Below are 15815 nucleotides of genomic sequence, written 5' to 3'. Positions count from 1 at the left end.
CACACTGATATGCTTGATTACGTGTTGAGGCTTGATGATACAGTTAAAGCCGGGGAGGTTGCTGGGAGTAGGTTCTACTATTTATTCGACGACATAGTCTTCCTGGATATTGCGTTACTGATGTACGCTATAGATAGCTTGACGAGTAAAGGCTATAAACTAGTTTTACCACCCTACATGTTACGCCACAAGGTAATGTCCGGCGTCATAGACCTCGCGACGTTCAAGGACGCGATCTACAAGATAGAGGGAGAAGACCTCTACCTTATAGCCACAGCTGAGCACTCGCTTGCAGCGCTCCACGCGTTCGAGGAGATACCCGAGGAGGAGTTGCCATTGAAGTATGTGGGTGTATCCCCCTGCTTCAGGAAGGAGGCTGGAGCCGGCAACAGGGATTTAAAGGGTATATTCAGGGTTCACCAGTTCCATAAGGTCGAGCAATACGTTTATGCCAAGCCCGAAGAGAGCTGGGCGTTAATGGAGGAGTTGATAGGGAATGCTGAAGATCTCTTCAAGGGGCTCGAACTCCCCTACAGGGTGGTCAACATAGCCAGCGGCGACCTAGGCGCCCCAGCCGCTAAGAAATATGATCTAGAGACATGGATGCCTGCACAGGGGCTCTTCAGAGAGATGGTCAGCTGCAGTAATACAACTGACTGGCAGTCCTACAGGTTGAAGACGAGGCTTGTACGTAGGAAAGGGATGGTGAAGGAGTATGTGCATACATTGAATAGCACGGCTATAGCGAGCACGAGGACTATTACATCCATACTTGAGAACCGTCAGAACGAGGATGGAACAGTAACTGTACCGAGGGTCCTGAGGAAGTATCTCGAGGTATTCAATAAGGCACCCAGAGACTACATTCACCCGGTGAAAAGAGAGAGAGCTTAATAAATCCCGTGCACTGGCTCCCCCATCAGTCATGTTATGTTTATCAGGGATCCATGTAGTACTGTCTCTCCCCGTGTTTAATCCGGTTTGTTGAACCAGTGGTGGCAGCCTTGGCCAAAGTGAGGATCAGGGGTATATATGCTACAGCGTTAACTAAGCTGTTAATGGATAAGGGGCATTCAATAGTGCAGCCAAGCGAGAAGATAGCGTCTAGGTTCAACATAGGCATCGATAATTCCCCGAGTGATGTCACGGTTAAGGACAAGGATGATGGTGATGGAGTAGTTGTGATAGGGTTTCCCAGCGAGGCTAGAGAGATATACAACGACATAGTCTCAGCCATTCCATACACCTTTAGATCGATCTCACAGGTAGAGCTTCACTCAATATACCTTGCTAGAGTAGAGAAGAACACGGGAGATACCTGTATAGTTGACACCGGGGACTTCAAGACTGAGCTAACTCCCTGCAGGGAGAAGCCGGGTGATAAGGTTATAGTGGGTGTTGCGAAGACGGCTTTATACCCTGGGGAGAAGATAAGCGTGACGAGGAGCTTTAGGCTACTGGGTAAACTAGTAGCATTAATCCACGGGATGCAGAAGGTAACTTTCTCCGAGCACATCAGGGATCCAGGTTTAAAAGCCAGGTTGACTGCTCTAGCAGTGTCACGTTTAATGGGTGGTAATCTAGGGGTCCATTTCAGAAGTAGCGCGAGGTTCGCTGAGCCAAGTGAAATACTCGGTGAGATAGAGTTCTTGCTAAACGAGTACAAGAGGGTAATGAGTAAGGCTAGTGAAGCAGATGCCCCTCTAAAGCTTTACAGGGGTGAGCTAGTAGGTGTCATAGGCTTCACCAGTCTCTCGAAGAATATACTGGATGATATAAGGGGTACCGTGACCCCAACTATTAGGGGACATCACTCACTACGCTCCATGGGTTTAGGCGACATAGTGGAGGCCATGGAACACTGTATTGTAAATGGATGTAGCGGGGATTCAGTCTCAAGATGTATATGGGAATACGTGTTAGTCAGGCTGGCTGAAAGCGGGGTAATACATATAAGGCATGTTAAGCCAACTGGTGAAGCATTGGATTTAACACCAGGCAGGATCCACAGGATTGAAAGGAGTGTGGAAGGGGTAAGGGTGATTATTAAACGTATTATATCGGGTAGCGGCTTATACGATGGAATAGGCGTTGAGAGAAAACCTGGCGACCTCGACTACATGGTTGTCGAGCCCGGGAAACCCTATATAGTCCACAACTACTACAGGGATACCACATGGCTTGGCTCATATATAAACGTGAACACACCCCCCGAGCTCTCGGTCAACATAGTGAAGTACCATGACCTCCTCGTAGATGTTGCAGTAGCGCCAGGCAGGGAGCCCATCGTGCTCGACAGGGATGAATTAGAGAAAACATTTTCAGCAGGGTTGATTGATCCCCAACTCTACGAGTACGCGTTGAAGACGCTTGAGGAGATCGCCAGGGATCCAACTCGGTACCTTTATAATCCGTGACTCCTTTCAGTAAAATAATGGTGCGGGGGTGCCCGAGCTTGGTCAAAGGGGTCGGGCTCAGGACCCGATGGCGTAGGCCTGCGTGGGTTCAAATCCCACCCCCCGCACCTAGCTATGACTGACCTCCTCCAGCCCTAAAGGACGAGACTTTCAGTTGTAACCGGGATGGATAGGTATAGCATCCTTATTTTTCCGTTATCAAGATAGTGGCTGCCATATCCACAGCATCCTAAGTGGTTGAAATAATGGACACGAGTTCCCCCACTTGTTTCTTCTCCTTCGGTCCATCTACGGTGTCTCTGAGACCCATAGGTGGCCACGGGGAGGGAGCCGGGAGAATCCGCGGTGGATCAACCACGGAAATCCAAACTATAGGTGGGAAACGGTTTAAAGCATTATTTTTAAAGTCACAGAGATCCTAGTATATTTCAGCTAAGGGTGTTTCACTTCCATGTATTTCTACAACTTGTTTAAGAGGCGTGATCATGCTACGGTTGTAACCGTGGTTTTCCACACCATGAGATCCAGCGATATTAAACGAGCCGCTGGATTGCTTAGCAAGTTAAGGAGGAGAGTTAGTGTTCTCGATGCATACATCGTTTACTATGGTGAAAGAACAGGTGTAGCCTCAAGTATACCGCTCCACTATCCTGAGGAGTTATATAGTAGGGGCTCGGCCCTATATGATGGTAGTAGGCTTGCATCATCCTCGCTTGTAGTCTTCATCAACGCTGGCTCCAAATGCTTCACACCGGATAGTGTAGTCGATGCTGTTGACTCCATCTTAACGGGTGAGGCAATCATATATATGTCTGCCCCCTCAGGTAGCCAAGGCCTCTTCACAGGGTTTAAATCGATTACAAGAGAGCTTGGCGGAGAATCCACACGACTTGGCTTGATGGCATCACCTGCTTACTCTATAGTTGTTACACTAGCTAAGTACGTGAAGAGGTATTCCTTCTGGTCCATAGAACCTTTCATCGCGCTTAATGCTACGAACATTAGTGGAAAAGCTATAAGAGTTAATAATGAATGCGTAGATTTAGTTGACCTAGGCTGGCTGGAGCCGCTTATAATAACTGATCTAAGGAGCAGGCTTGTAAGGTATCTTCAACCGGTCAGCGACATGGGTGATGGATCGTGAGGATAGCACTAGTTACAACTGCAAGGTTTAGCAGACTTGCACTAGAGCTACTGAGAAATATTAAGACTCCTACAGCCCTCCATGTGTTCAGCATGGATCCGGAGGTTGAAGCTGTTGCCAGGGAGGTTAAGGCCGCCTTCAACAAGTTCAATAGCATAGAGGAATTATACATGTACAGGGAGCTGGAGTCCTGCGATATAGGTGTCATCGCGTTGGATAGAGATAGCGATAGCATAGCTGTAACCAGGATCCTTGGAAAGATGGGGGTGCCATTGGTTTTCATAGTGTTGAATACCCGAGGCAACATGGAGCTCGCTAGGGGCGAGGGGGCTGAACACGTCATAAGCCTGGATGAATACATAGTAGGTAATATCCTCCCTATAATACTAATGGATTCATGGGTTTCAATGAGGATCATTGATGCTTTTAACCTTGGCGTAGCTGTTTACAGGGTGTGGAAAAGAGGGGTGCTGGGTGTTAAGCTCGGCGACTTCCTCGATAAATTAAAGGGGAAGCCAGCCATGCTAATGGTGTATGATAAAGCCGGTCGAATAGTGATGAATGAAGATCACGTGCTCGAGCAAGGCGACGCATTGATACTCATCGCTAAATACAGTGAGCTACTGGAGTACATTAGCTCTATAGAAAAGATCTTCTCGAAGTATGAGGAATATGTTGCCAGAAGATACTCGGAGCAGTTCCCCACTATGCCTAGGACCATGGGGTGATGGACGTGAACTACATTATAGACGTTATACTAAAGGGCCTCGAGATGATGGCACCGAGGATCATAGCTTCAATAATAGTGCTACTTGCATCCTGGCTACTTGTTAAGATACTTGAAAAAATACTATACGGTGTGCTCAGGCAGGTTGAGAGGAGATACATTGATAGAATACTCGAAATCGCCAGAGTAGTCGTATATGGTTCAGCAGTGGTGATCGTTGCCGCCATATTGTTTCCCGAGACTCAGGCTTTCTCCATCATACTATTGATCATAGGGCTGGCAGTGATAGCGATGCTCCTAGATGTGCTTAGAAACCTAGGAGCCGAGTTCTATGTTAGGTCGAGGGGTATTATTAAGAAAGGCGACTGGATAGAGGTAGACGGTGTATTCCTCAGGGTCATAGACATGGATACCCTGGGAATTATAGGTGAGACACATGAAATGGAGAGAGTGTTCATACCGTACATGAAGCTAATCAACACCATTGTGGTGAATCGCTCGACACCAATTGGTTTATCAATCAAGGTACGTGTCACAGCTCCAGCCACCTATAGTGTTGAAGTTGTGAGAGACGTGATATTTAAATCCATCAAGGCTGTAGCAGAGGACCTGGTCTCTGAGCCCGCGATTAATCTGGCATCAATGAAGAGTGATAGATTAGAGTTCATGGTGGAGATGCACATATGGAACTACAGGAAGCTGGGAAGCATAGTCGAGGAGCTGTCCAGGAGAATCAGGGAAACCATACCTGACGCCATTATTGAAACCTAGCCAAGGAATTGCTGAAGAGTGATCTAGTTTGACCACCATTGACGCTAGGAGGCAGTGGTTAAACAGGTGGATCTATCACTCCATCCTATACAGTCTAGCCGTGACGCTCCCCTCCATCTTCTACCAGGCATACGCCATCAGGGCACTAGGGTTCACGGTTGATGAGGTTGGATCCCTTACCTTCATAAATATCTCGGCGATAGCACTTGGAAACCTCACCGGTCTCCCACTGGTCTACAGGTACAGGGATAGAAGGGTAGCAATATGGAAGACGTTTACATCGCTTAACCTGTTATCTTGGAGCCTCTCCGGTTTCACCGATATAGCAGGGGTTAAACCATTATTCCCACTAAGCATAGGGGTGGCACAGTATACGGGCTCTATCGGTGGGCTAGCCTATTCAGATACTATAGCCGATGTCGTGTCAAGGGATGAGTCTATAAGGTTATTCAGCAGGGTGAACATGTTTACAACCACGGCTGCACTCATCGGTCTCGTCTTAAGCATCATCGTCTTCCATGCCATTAATAACGTGAAGCTAGCCTACAGAATATGCTATGCTATCTCCTTGCTAGCTGCATTAATCTCTATAGGCTTCCTGGCATCGCTGTGGGAGATGAGTAAAAAGCCTCCCCAGAGGATAGGGCCCTGGTTAATGGCGTCCAAGTTCAAGAGTGTCATGAATGCCTATGCCCCGAGGAACTATGTGTCATTCATGCTCATCCTCACGTTCTCCGTTAACCTTCCATCCGCGCTCTGGAACTACTACCTCATCAAGGTATTCCATGGTGATGAGACATGGATATCCCTGGGCAATGTCTCAAGCACATTAGCATCTATACTAGGCAACTATGTGGTGGGTAGGATGCATTACAGGATGAAGCCTAGGAGAGTGATGATTCTTGCGGTTCTCCCTATTTCAAGCCTCCCACTCGTATATCTTTTCTCATCGACCCTGCCTCTACAAATACTCTTCAACATATACTCTGGTTTCTCATGGGCTTTTTTCAATAATATGTCCAACATCTATAACTTATACCTGGTCGGCATAGATGACAGGATATACTTCCTAACAATGCTCGGCATCGCTAACAATGTGTCTGCATCGATAGCGTCTAAGACCGGCTCCTTCATAGCCTCAATGGGTTTAGAGTACATGAAGCTGGTCTTCATTGCCTCCTCATGTCTTAGACTCTCATCGTTCTTCTACGCTGTTAAGAGGGTGAGGGATCTCTAGCCACCGTAGAGCGTTGACAATGCTATCGATACACCAACCAGTATTGTTCCAGCTACCTCCTCCATCATTATTCCTTTCCCTGATACCTTGGAGCTTATCAACTGGTTTAATACGGGCACTAGTGAAGTCGCTATTGTCGCCTGTGCTACATTCAGGTATCTCATGGACTCCAGGTATGCCGTTCCCCCTATAATATACCCCGTCACACCTGTAATCATAGTGAACTTAAGCCTTCTGGGTGCCTCGGTCAAGAGCTCCCTTAATGTGTATATTCTACTCGAGTAGGCTAGCAGTATCAAACCCGGGATAATCAACCTAGTGGTGGTTAAGGCCAGCACATCGAGGCCCATGTGTCTGATATAGATCCATGAGAGTAGGCTCCACACAGCCCATGAGATATTAGTGATCAATGCAGCCAGCAACCCCGTCTTATTCATGGTTAAAATTGTTACCTGTCTACGTACAGTAATATATACCCCTACTATAGCCAGTAGCGCTGCCAGCAGCATCGCATATATGCCTGCACCAGGCTCAATTAATTGTTTAAGCAACTGGGTTGTAATCACGTAAGTGTAGCAGATTATCACAGCTAACCCGGGACCCAGCCTCCTTATCGATAATATGTAGAGGGAGTCCCCGATCAATATGCCGGTTGTACCAATCACCGCGCCTGCTACGAGGTATCTGTATAGATCCATGAAAATCGCTCTAGCTGTAAAGGGAAGCGTTATCAATCCCGCCAGTAGCGCCCTTAACCCGTTGGTCGTGAAACTATTATACCTAGCCTTATCCATAGCTATCAGGCTCGGTGTAAGCGACCACATTAAGATGCTTATGCTTAAATATATTAAACCTGTAAGCATGCCTGTCGAACCCATATCAACCACCGGTCAGCATGCTACACTTAATGATAAATAGGGTACGACACAAAATAACACACATCATCGATAATTCATCAAAACCAGTAGGCTGTGAAGACCATCTATATAGACACAATGTAGGTTTATTAAGAAGCTGAATACTAACTATTACTATAGAGGTGTAATAATGGAATCATTTACCTTAATACTCTTACTAGTCATAATACTATTCATCGGTGTGCCGCTTCTCTCATCGGCAATAAGGATAATAAGGGAGTATGAGAGAGCAGTCGTCTTCAGGCTTGGCAGACTAGTGGGTGCCAAGGGGCCGGGGATAGTATTTATCATACCCTTCATCGACCAGCTTCTAAAAGTAGACTTGAGAATCATAACAGTTGATGTACCTAAGCAGGAGATAATAACCAAGGATAATGTCAGCGTGAAGGTTGATGCTGTAATATACTATAGGGCCATAGATCCTGTGGCAGCGGTTACAAAGGTAGCTAACTACCATTACTCAGTGAGCCTGCTGGGACAAACCGTTCTAAGGGATGTACTAGGGCAATCGGAGCTGGACGAACTACTCCAGAAAAGAGATGAGTTAAACAAGAAGATATCCAGTATACTGGATGAGCTGACGATGCCCTGGGGTATAAAGATCACGGCTGTGACGTTGAAGTCTGTTGAACTACCAGAGGAGTTAATGAGGGCTATGGCTAAGCAGGCCGAGGCAGAGAGATGGAGGAGGGCAAGGGTCATAGAGGCGGAGGGTGAGAGGCAGGCATCCCAGATACTAGGTGAGGCAGCGAAGATGTATGAGGAGCACCCGGTAGCTTTAAGGCTGAGGGAGCTGCAGACCCTAATAGAGATAGCTAGGGAGAAGGCCCTCGTCGTTGTAACCGAGTCCTCGGCTTCACCAACGGGCTCTATGATTGGAGTATATAAGGCTCTAAAAGAGAAGGAAAAAACTAGCTAGGATAGGTGTACTTGGGTTGGTTAGAAACCCATTGCTATTTTTTGCACTAGTCATCGTAGTGGCACTACTCATTCAAGTCATCTCCATCAGTGGTGATAATAGCCAAGCATACACAAGGACTATAAATCAAGCCATAGTACTCGATATAACCCCACCCTTCGACACCATAGACACTGGTATAGCTGAGTGCTTTATGGATGCCTTAAGGGAGGCCGAGTCCACCGGCTCACTCTTGATCTACCGTGTAAACTCGTATGGCGGCCTCCTGGACGCTGGCTTCACAATAGGTGATGCAGTATTATACTCTAAGACGCCTACTGTAGCCTACGTGGAGACCAAGGCTTTAAGCGCTGCCACACTGATAATACTGCCGGCTAATATTATTGCCCTACAGAGGTATTCAACCATAGGCGATATGCAGCCCGTGATGGTTGATCCATTAACAGGTCAGATACAGTTCATCAATGAACCCAAGATACTTAACCCGATAATAGAGAAGGCTAAGACCTATGCGAGCAGGAGTAATAGGAATCAAACCATAATCGAGGAATTCGTAACCCATGCATTAACCATCAACTCCTCCCTCGCTATTGCTAGCAGGGTGGCTGATCTAGAGGTGGAGAACTTCGATGAACTACTCACCACATTGAATGGGGCGCATGTGAGAATCGGCGACACTGAGTACGTGTTAAACATAGATAGGGGAATGATGAAGACTTTCTCCTGTAGTATGAGGTCTCGCATAATATCCATTCTCTCAAACTCATATATAGCGAATATACTTACCACGATAGGAATGCTCGCCACGATCTTCGCTCTTGTCTCAGGCAAGCTTGCCATACTCCCGTTGACAATAGGGATGCTGCTCCTAGGCCTCGTCGGCACCGGGTTCAGCGCTAACATGGTTTCAGCCTTCCTCATAATCCTTGGAGCATTACTGCTAGCTCTAGAGCTCTTCGTTATACCCGGGTTCGGCGTGGTTGGTGTAAGCGGGATAATATTGTTGACGCTGGGATTCGCACTGCTACCGGTCTATGTTCCCACAGGAGTCTCGCCGAGTGGTGAATATATTGCTGTCTTAAGGCTATATATATTAGTGATCTCCCTGTTTTTGGGCGGGGTATTCGGCATCGTTATATATAAGGTGGCTAAGGTGAGGCGTAAGAAACCCGTGGAGTTTCTCCCGGTTAGTAAGAAAGGCAGGGCAATTGACGAGTTAAAGCCTGGATCCATAGGCTTTGTGGTGGTCGAGGGAGAGTACTGGAGGGCTGTATCAAACGAGTATATTGCGCCAGGTGAGGAGGTAATTGTGGAGGAGATGCTGGAGAATGGTGTTCTAAGGGTTAGAAAAAAGACTGATAACCACTAGTTAAGGACTATGTATATCCTTGCCCCTTGATCGCTGTTCTCCAGCTTGAATGATACTATCCCCCAGTACCCCTTTAAATCAACTCTGTTTCTTCCCTCCTTCAACTCCACACTGATCTCCTCTATGAGCTCAGGGGGTAATCCCGCATCATAGTGTTTAATTAACAGCTTATTCGGCTTACTCGTGTAAACCACTAGATAAGGATCCCTGTATCCTGTTAAGGGTATGCCACCGAAGAAGCCGTCTCCAACCATCCACCCATATACCCTGAATACTATGGATGGGGGCTGACTACTCAATAATTCATCCTCACTGACTATAGTTAGCCCCTTGAAACCCGCGTCAACTGGTGCAGCGTCTTTACCTCCGAGGTTAGGTGTTGTCGAGTACCCTATTATAATCTCTCCTCCCTTCTTAGTCATGCTAGTCACCCTGGCTCCGAGAGTCATCACTATCCTTGCCTGGGGAGGCGCTATATACACCAGTACAGAGGGGCCTACTACCGTATTATAGTATTTGACAAGGGCCTGATCGCTCTCCCTGTAGCCGTGGAGGAAGCCATGAGTGTAAGCGTTGAATGGTGCCAGAATCCCCCCTGCAACCGGTAGCGCGTTGCTTCTATGCGGTGCATAAGGGTTCTTACCGAAGTCGAAGAGCCTTATGAACCTGGGCTCATCAATCCAGGGTTCCACCGGGTTTCCCACTAGTACTCCACCACGGAAGAAGTGGTAGTACCTCGTGTAAGCGCTTAACGCGTACCCGCTTCCACGTATCTCCACGCCTCCTCCGTCAACCGATATTTTGCTCCAGGATTCCACTGTGTATTTGATGAGCCTACCGCTTGATAAATCCACACATTGGACACCATCGATGCCCGTCATCCAGTTGGGCTGCATGTCGAAGCATGCGTAGTCGAGGAAAAGCGAGCCCTTTAACCCGGGTACATCGCTGATTCTTTCCAGCTTCCCGCCTTTACGTGGCAGGGAGTACAAGCCTAGGTTTACGTGTCCATCGGCCCTGCCCAGGAGTAGTCTATCGTTCACTGGATCATATATTATCTGGGATATCTCACCGGCCCACTTGTACTCGTCGTGTATGCTCTCGCTCCAGAGTAGCCTGATACTTCTCTCATTGATGTTATAGGAGTGGACATGACTATACTTGTTCCTGAAGTCTATCTCACCTGAGGCATTCATCTTGCCCTTGAATACAGCGGGGTTGTGGACCCAGCCACCGAAAAATATCTCATCGTCGACTACATCCACGGCATTATAGGTATCACCTCCTGAAGCCGGGCCAGGCCCAAGATACTGAAACCTGTATATCTCCTCTATATCATCACGGATGAAGCGGGCTTCTCCTTCCATTGACAACGTATAATATAATACCCCCTTGTAGTAGGTTAACCCAAATACTCCACCACTACCCCATTCAGGCCCGTATCTGGGTGGATGAATATATGTCATCCTAGGTGACCTCCGATATTAGATATATAAGTATTAAGCATTAAACCCTGATGGCTGGTAGACAGACTGACCTCCTCTCCGCCCTGAGAGGGTGGCTTACTGTTCCCTGCATCTATTCAGGGTTTAAGTCATCTGGGGGTAGTCGGGGTGAACAGAGCCCGCCTATCTGAGGGCTTGATTGTAACACTCCACCATCCAGCTATAGTGCAAGCACTAAAACCTAATAAACACTCCATTCCCGCCATAAAGGACAAGGACGAGGCTTTCAGTTGTAAAAACATTAATTTATATGGTTCAAGATACAGTTATGCTGTGGCATGGAGGTTTCTCAGTAATGCCTGATACTGGTGTCAGCAAGGGGGAGGTTGAATACTATAAGATGCTATTAGATACATGCATTAGTAATATTCAGAGGAAGATCGTGGGTAAGACGAGGGAGCTTCAGATAATCCTTGCAACTCTTTTCTCACAGGGTCATGTACTGCTCGAGGGTGTGCCCGGTACAGCTAAGACGCTTATGGCTAAGGCGTTAGCCGTCACACTTGGATTAGAGTTCAAGAGGATACAGGCTACACCGGATCTACTCCCATCAGACGTGATAGGGGTTAACATCTATGATCCCAGGACAGGAGGCTTTGTTTTCAGGAAGGGCCCAGTATTCACGAATATACTCCTATTCGACGAAGTTAACAGGGCGCCACCTAAAACACAGTCAGCCCTCTTGGAAGCTATGCAGGAGAGACAGGTAACGGTTGAGGGTGAGACGTATAAGTTGCCGGAGCCATTCCTAGTTATTGCCACGATGAACCCTGTTGAAACAGAGGGCACTTTCCCCCTGCCTGAGGCCCAGGTTGACAGGTTCCTGGCCAGGGTTATGATAGGGTATCCATCAATAGATGAGACAATTGAGGTCTTGAAGAGGTTTGACAAGATAGCTGTGCTAGAGGACTTGAAGCCCGTGCTGGACAGGGACACTGTGTTGAGACTGATGGCTTTATCTAAGAGGATATACGTGGATGAAAACATTATGAAGTATATAGCCACCATAGTTGAGGCGACAAGGAGACACCCAATGGTTAAGCTAGGGGCATCGCCGAGGGGTGCAATAGCCCTCCTACTCCTCTCGAGGAGCCTTGCCTTGATACAGGGGAGGAGCTATGTTATACCTGATGATGTTAAACAGGTTGTATACGCTGCCTTATCTCATAGGCTGATATTGAGGAGTGAGGCGAGGTTGTCGAAGCTCACGCCTGAGTCGATCATAGATGATATCCTCGAGAAGGTGGAGCCTCCTTGAAGATTACAAGTACAGGTATAGTGTACCTCGTGCTCACTACGCTCTCTATCATATACTCCATTGCATCCATGAACCCCTTCTACTACTTGTTATCACTGCTAGCTGTCTCCATCTTCATTAGTGAATACTACTTGTTCAGGGATGTCTCATCGGTGATCAACGAGGTAAAGGTCTCCAGGAGAATCCCCAGTAGAAGCATCCTGGAGCTTGAGACCGTTGAGATCGGCGTGGAGTTGAGTAATGACACCGGTAGAAGCATACCAAGGGTACTCGTCATAGAGGATTTCCCGAGGTATATCCAGCCAGAGGTGAAACCCGTCTTCACGGTTTTCCTCCCAGCCTACTCGAAGAGTATTCTGAGCTATCGTGTCAAAGCCCTTGCCCCAGGCAGGATCGACCTTCCTGGTCTCCGCCTGGTTTTCACTGATCCGCTTTCATTCTTCTATGATACCTTATCAATCGAGCTACGCAATTATATTGTTGCTCAACCCCTCTACACAAGGATCGATGAAGCCCTGAAGAGTATTGAGAGAATTACAGGCATCAATACGAGGGGCCATGCCTTCGGTGGAGAATATGATCTAGCTAATATAAGAGAGTACTTTCCCGGCGACGATGTTAGGAGGATACTCTGGAAACATTATGCTAAGACTGGGAACCTAATGGTGAGAGAGGACTATGGCGATGTAAGGCCCTCCATCCTTCTAGTGATTGACATCCGTAAAAGGCTCTGGGAGATAGGCTCAGGCGTGAACACCCTGGCCCACGTGCAGCTGAGGCTCGCTCGATCTCTGTTGGAGAGCCTCTCAACAGTGATGGCCCACGTGGATGTGGCAATGTGCACGGAGCAGTCGCCGAAGATATACTTCGATGCCTGGAGAGACCCCAGTGAGGCATTCTATTCCCTCATCAGCACCCTGCAACCAGGCGGGGGCTGCGAGGTCCCCCTGTCAACTATTAAGCAGGTGCTTGCCTACACTAGTGGCAGGAGATATGATTCGGTTATCATTGTCACTAATCCTGTAACACTGGTTGAGGACGGCGTTGACCCAGTGAAGGAGATGGCATCCCTGGCACCCGGTAGGACGATAGTGGTCTTACCCAGGTTCGACTACGATGTATACGCTGGATTAAGGGGAAAAGAACTCGCCGCGGTCGTGGGGGAGCTGGTGGGTGAGACGGGTGTTGAGGCATTTATCGTCGAGGAGGATTTAAGGGTGGTTGTATAGTGATCTACTTATTTATCACGCTGATACTGCTCCTGCCTTTTGTGCTATTAGACCTACTGCTAGGCATCGGTACAACCCCACTTATGCTTCTAGTTGTCTCAATTCTCTCAACTATCATCCAACCTGATCCCTCATTGATCCTCTCACCACTCCTACTCGTGGTCGCTGGCTTCCTTGAGTACGTGTATAGGATCAGGGGGCCCAATATAGGGATTGGAGTGATGTTCCTCGAGACTTACTCCACCCAGTTTTTCTTCCTGGTCTTCGGTGCATTGATAGCGTTGCTGCTCAACACTAATAGCTTGCCGGGTCTTGATGCATGGTCTTCGTCATTTATTTATTTAACAATATACTTCACTACTTCACTGCTCCTGGTACGGGGAGGGGAAGATGCTTTAGCGTGGATTGAGGGGTTATTGGAGCACAGTGTTGAAGGAGTTGAGGATGCATTATGGTATGTATCTCTGGTTCTAGCATTCGTCCTCTCGATCAATGTCTACATGGAGATACACGTGTATGCACTGGTTTACCTTGCTCTACTGGGGTTAGCGGTCTATTATAGAGGGAGATTAATCCCCGGTAGACTCATGCTTCTGGCTTCACTACTGTACGCTTTAATACTTACACTATTTTTAAGGTAATGTAGCGGGTGAGGGATAGTGGATTACTTGACATCTAATATTGTTAAAGCAGCATTCGTGATCCTACTTATTGCATCAATAGTCTTCCTAGCTGTATCAGTATGGTTACTCTACACTGGTGAAGTACTCCCATCTCTCCTCTCGCTGTTAATAGGTTTAACCCTCCTCTCAACCTCTCTCTCAGTGCTCAGGAAGCTGCTTACTGTAGCTGGCTGAGTGTTTTATATTTTGGTCTAATCTAGATTATATCTTGTGTGAGCTCTTGTGTGAGCGTGGAGGGTCTTGGAGGTAAGGCTTCTGGCTTTTGATAGTATGGGAGTTAGATCAATGTCTACATTCATATCAACCCATGACGTCAGGATACATATTGACCCGGCTGTCTCACTAGCCCCCAGGAGATACGGATTGCCTCCGCACCCCAGGGAAGTTGATAGACTAATTATGGCTGGAAGGGAGATCGAGGAGGCTGCGTACAAGGCTGACGTTATAATCATAACACACTACCACTACGACCACCACGATCCCGGCTTTCTTATATCTCTCGACATATACCGTGATAAGATCATCTACGTGAAGGACCCTGTAAACAATATTAATGTAAGCCAGAGGATCCGTGCATCAAGGTTCCTTAAGCAGGTTAAAGAGCTGGCTAGGGAGGTTCATGTAGCCGAGGGAAGCATGGTTAGATTCGGGGATACAGTGGTAAAGATGAGCCAGGCTGTGCCCCATGGACCAAGCACTAGGCTTGGATACGTTGTAGAGGTGAGTATTAGACATGGGGACAAGGTATTCCTGTACACAAGCGATGTGGAGGGACCCTGTCTAGAGGAGCACATGGGCTTCATACTGGAGGAGAAGCCGGGTATCATAGTGGTTGATGGAGCCCTCTCATACATGCTTGGCTACAGGTACTCCGTTAAGAGCCTCGAGGCCAGCATCGATAACTTGAAAAAGATTATTGATGTCGGGGTAAAGACGGTTATCGTGGACCATCATCTCCTCCGCGACCTCAAATACAGGGAGAGAATGGCTGAAGTCATTGAATACGGGTCGAAGCATGATGTAAGGGTTATCACTGCTGCTGAGTACATGGGCAGACCAATCGAGCAGTTAGAGGCATTAAGGAATAAGCTCTACGAGGAGGAGCCTGTCAAGGAGCCCTCTATCCCCGAGAACCTAAGGGATCTCTTGGAAGAATAGTGCTTGAAAACAATATATGACTGATATATAGTACATGGATAAATATATGTGTTTGGCGAATCTAACATGAGGAGATATGATGTAGTCGTGGTAGGCGGTGGGGCAGCCGGGTTCACAGCTGCCTTAACAGCTAGGATGCTCTACCCTGAGCTAAGCGTCTTAATGATAACTAGGAGCGATAAGATTCCCATAGCCTGCGCACTCCCATACGCTATAGCCGGTAACAGACCCCTCGAAGACTACTTAATGCCATACAATTACGCATCCATGTTAGGAGTGGAAATATTAGTTGATGAGGTAGTTGGAGTCGACACGGAGAACAGGGTTGTTAAAACCAGGAATGGTGTAGAGGTATCCTTCGGCAACCTGATAATAGCCACGGGCTCCAAGCCCGAGGCCTACAAGGTTGAAGGAGTGGAGCTCCAAGGAGTATACGTTCTAGGAAAGGACTATGATAAACTGGCTGAACTGAGGAAAGTGG

General features: G+C 47.6%; 16 protein-coding genes and 1 tRNA gene. 15 read left to right on the top strand and 2 right to left on the bottom strand.

Annotated features, from left to right (window positions below; translation table 11 throughout):
• From serS to ACP5N5_RS02380, 7 genes are all read left to right on the top strand, one after another.
• Positions 1-894, top strand: an 894-nt coding sequence (gene serS, locus ACP5N5_RS02410) for a serine--tRNA ligase (protein WP_428132318.1), incomplete at its 5' end; no start/stop codon positions are given.
• Between the two features lie 101 nt (positions 895-995).
• The gene (locus ACP5N5_RS02405) at positions 996-2417 is read left to right on the top strand and encodes a DUF402 domain-containing protein (protein ID WP_428132328.1); all 1422 of its coding nucleotides are present in this window, start codon (positions 996-998) and stop codon (positions 2415-2417) included.
• Between the two features lie 22 nt (positions 2418-2439).
• Positions 2440-2524, top strand: a tRNA-Leu gene (locus ACP5N5_RS02400).
• Positions 2525-2868: 344 nt separating this feature from the next.
• Entirely contained in the window at positions 2869-3561 is a 693-nt protein-coding gene (locus ACP5N5_RS02395) for a hypothetical protein (protein ID WP_428132312.1), read from the top strand.
• Positions 3558-4289 (top strand): hypothetical protein, encoded by a 732-nt coding sequence (locus ACP5N5_RS02390; RefSeq protein WP_428132305.1) that lies wholly within the window; start codon positions 3558-3560, stop codon positions 4287-4289. Before ACP5N5_RS02395 ends, ACP5N5_RS02390 begins: the two co-directional genes overlap by 4 nt.
• Entirely contained in the window at positions 4289-5059 is a 771-nt protein-coding gene (locus ACP5N5_RS02385) for a mechanosensitive ion channel domain-containing protein (RefSeq protein WP_428132321.1), read from the top strand. Before ACP5N5_RS02390 ends, ACP5N5_RS02385 begins: the two co-directional genes overlap by 1 nt.
• Positions 5060-5087: 28 nt before the next feature.
• The gene (locus ACP5N5_RS02380; RefSeq protein WP_428132302.1) at positions 5088-6296 is read left to right on the top strand and encodes a permease; all 1209 of its coding nucleotides are present in this window, start codon (positions 5088-5090) and stop codon (positions 6294-6296) included.
• Here ACP5N5_RS02380 and ACP5N5_RS02375 read toward each other — a convergent pair.
• Complete coding sequence (locus ACP5N5_RS02375) at positions 6293-7174, bottom strand: EamA family transporter (RefSeq protein ID WP_428132294.1); 882 nt, start codon at positions 7172-7174, stop codon at positions 6293-6295. The two genes, ACP5N5_RS02380 and ACP5N5_RS02375, sit on opposite strands and share 4 nt — an antisense overlap.
• 169 nt (positions 7175-7343) lie before the next feature.
• On the opposite strand from ACP5N5_RS02375, the gene ACP5N5_RS02370 reads away from it, so the two are divergent.
• Positions 7344-8132: a slipin family protein gene (locus tag ACP5N5_RS02370; RefSeq protein WP_428132285.1), complete on the top strand. Its 789-nt coding sequence runs from the start codon at positions 7344-7346 to the stop codon at positions 8130-8132.
• Between the two features lie 16 nt (positions 8133-8148).
• Entirely contained in the window at positions 8149-9501 is a 1353-nt protein-coding gene (locus ACP5N5_RS02365; RefSeq protein ID WP_428132279.1) for an NfeD family protein, read from the top strand.
• On the opposite strand, the gene ACP5N5_RS02360 is transcribed toward ACP5N5_RS02365, so the two are convergent.
• Positions 9498-10967 (bottom strand): DUF2139 domain-containing protein, encoded by a 1470-nt coding sequence (locus ACP5N5_RS02360; protein WP_428132276.1) that lies wholly within the window; start codon positions 10965-10967, stop codon positions 9498-9500. The two genes, ACP5N5_RS02365 and ACP5N5_RS02360, sit on opposite strands and share 4 nt — an antisense overlap.
• Positions 10968-11301: 334 nt before the next feature.
• On the opposite strand from ACP5N5_RS02360, the gene ACP5N5_RS02355 reads away from it, so the two are divergent.
• The 6 genes from ACP5N5_RS02355 to ACP5N5_RS02330 all read left to right on the top strand — a co-directional run.
• On the top strand, positions 11302-12264 hold the full coding sequence (locus ACP5N5_RS02355; RefSeq protein ID WP_428132269.1) for an AAA family ATPase: 963 nt from the start codon (positions 11302-11304) through the stop codon (positions 12262-12264).
• Positions 12261-13493, top strand: a complete 1233-nt coding sequence (locus ACP5N5_RS02350; RefSeq protein WP_428132262.1) for a DUF58 domain-containing protein — start codon at positions 12261-12263, stop codon at positions 13491-13493. Before ACP5N5_RS02355 ends, ACP5N5_RS02350 begins: the two co-directional genes overlap by 4 nt.
• The gene (locus ACP5N5_RS02345) at positions 13493-14134 is read left to right on the top strand and encodes a hypothetical protein (protein WP_428132256.1); all 642 of its coding nucleotides are present in this window, start codon (positions 13493-13495) and stop codon (positions 14132-14134) included. The genes ACP5N5_RS02350 and ACP5N5_RS02345 overlap by 1 nt, the downstream gene beginning before the upstream one ends.
• 18 nt (positions 14135-14152) lie before the next feature.
• Positions 14153-14350, top strand: coding sequence for a hypothetical protein (locus ACP5N5_RS02340; protein ID WP_042667342.1), 198 nt, complete (start codon positions 14153-14155; stop codon positions 14348-14350).
• Between the two features lie 66 nt (positions 14351-14416).
• The gene (locus ACP5N5_RS02335; protein WP_042667341.1) at positions 14417-15334 is read left to right on the top strand and encodes a hypothetical protein; all 918 of its coding nucleotides are present in this window, start codon (positions 14417-14419) and stop codon (positions 15332-15334) included.
• Positions 15335-15400: 66 nt separating this feature from the next.
• On the top strand, positions 15401-15815 hold a 415-nt coding region (locus ACP5N5_RS02330), incomplete at its 3' end, for an NAD(P)/FAD-dependent oxidoreductase (protein ID WP_428132248.1).

This window comes from Desulfurococcus sp. (genome assembly GCF_049970475.1).
Taxonomy (GTDB): Archaea; Thermoproteota; Thermoprotei_A; order Sulfolobales; family Desulfurococcaceae; genus Desulfurococcus; species Desulfurococcus amylolyticus.
Note: the sequence above shows the minus strand (reverse complement) of the source record. Positions and strands in the feature narration are given on the sequence as shown.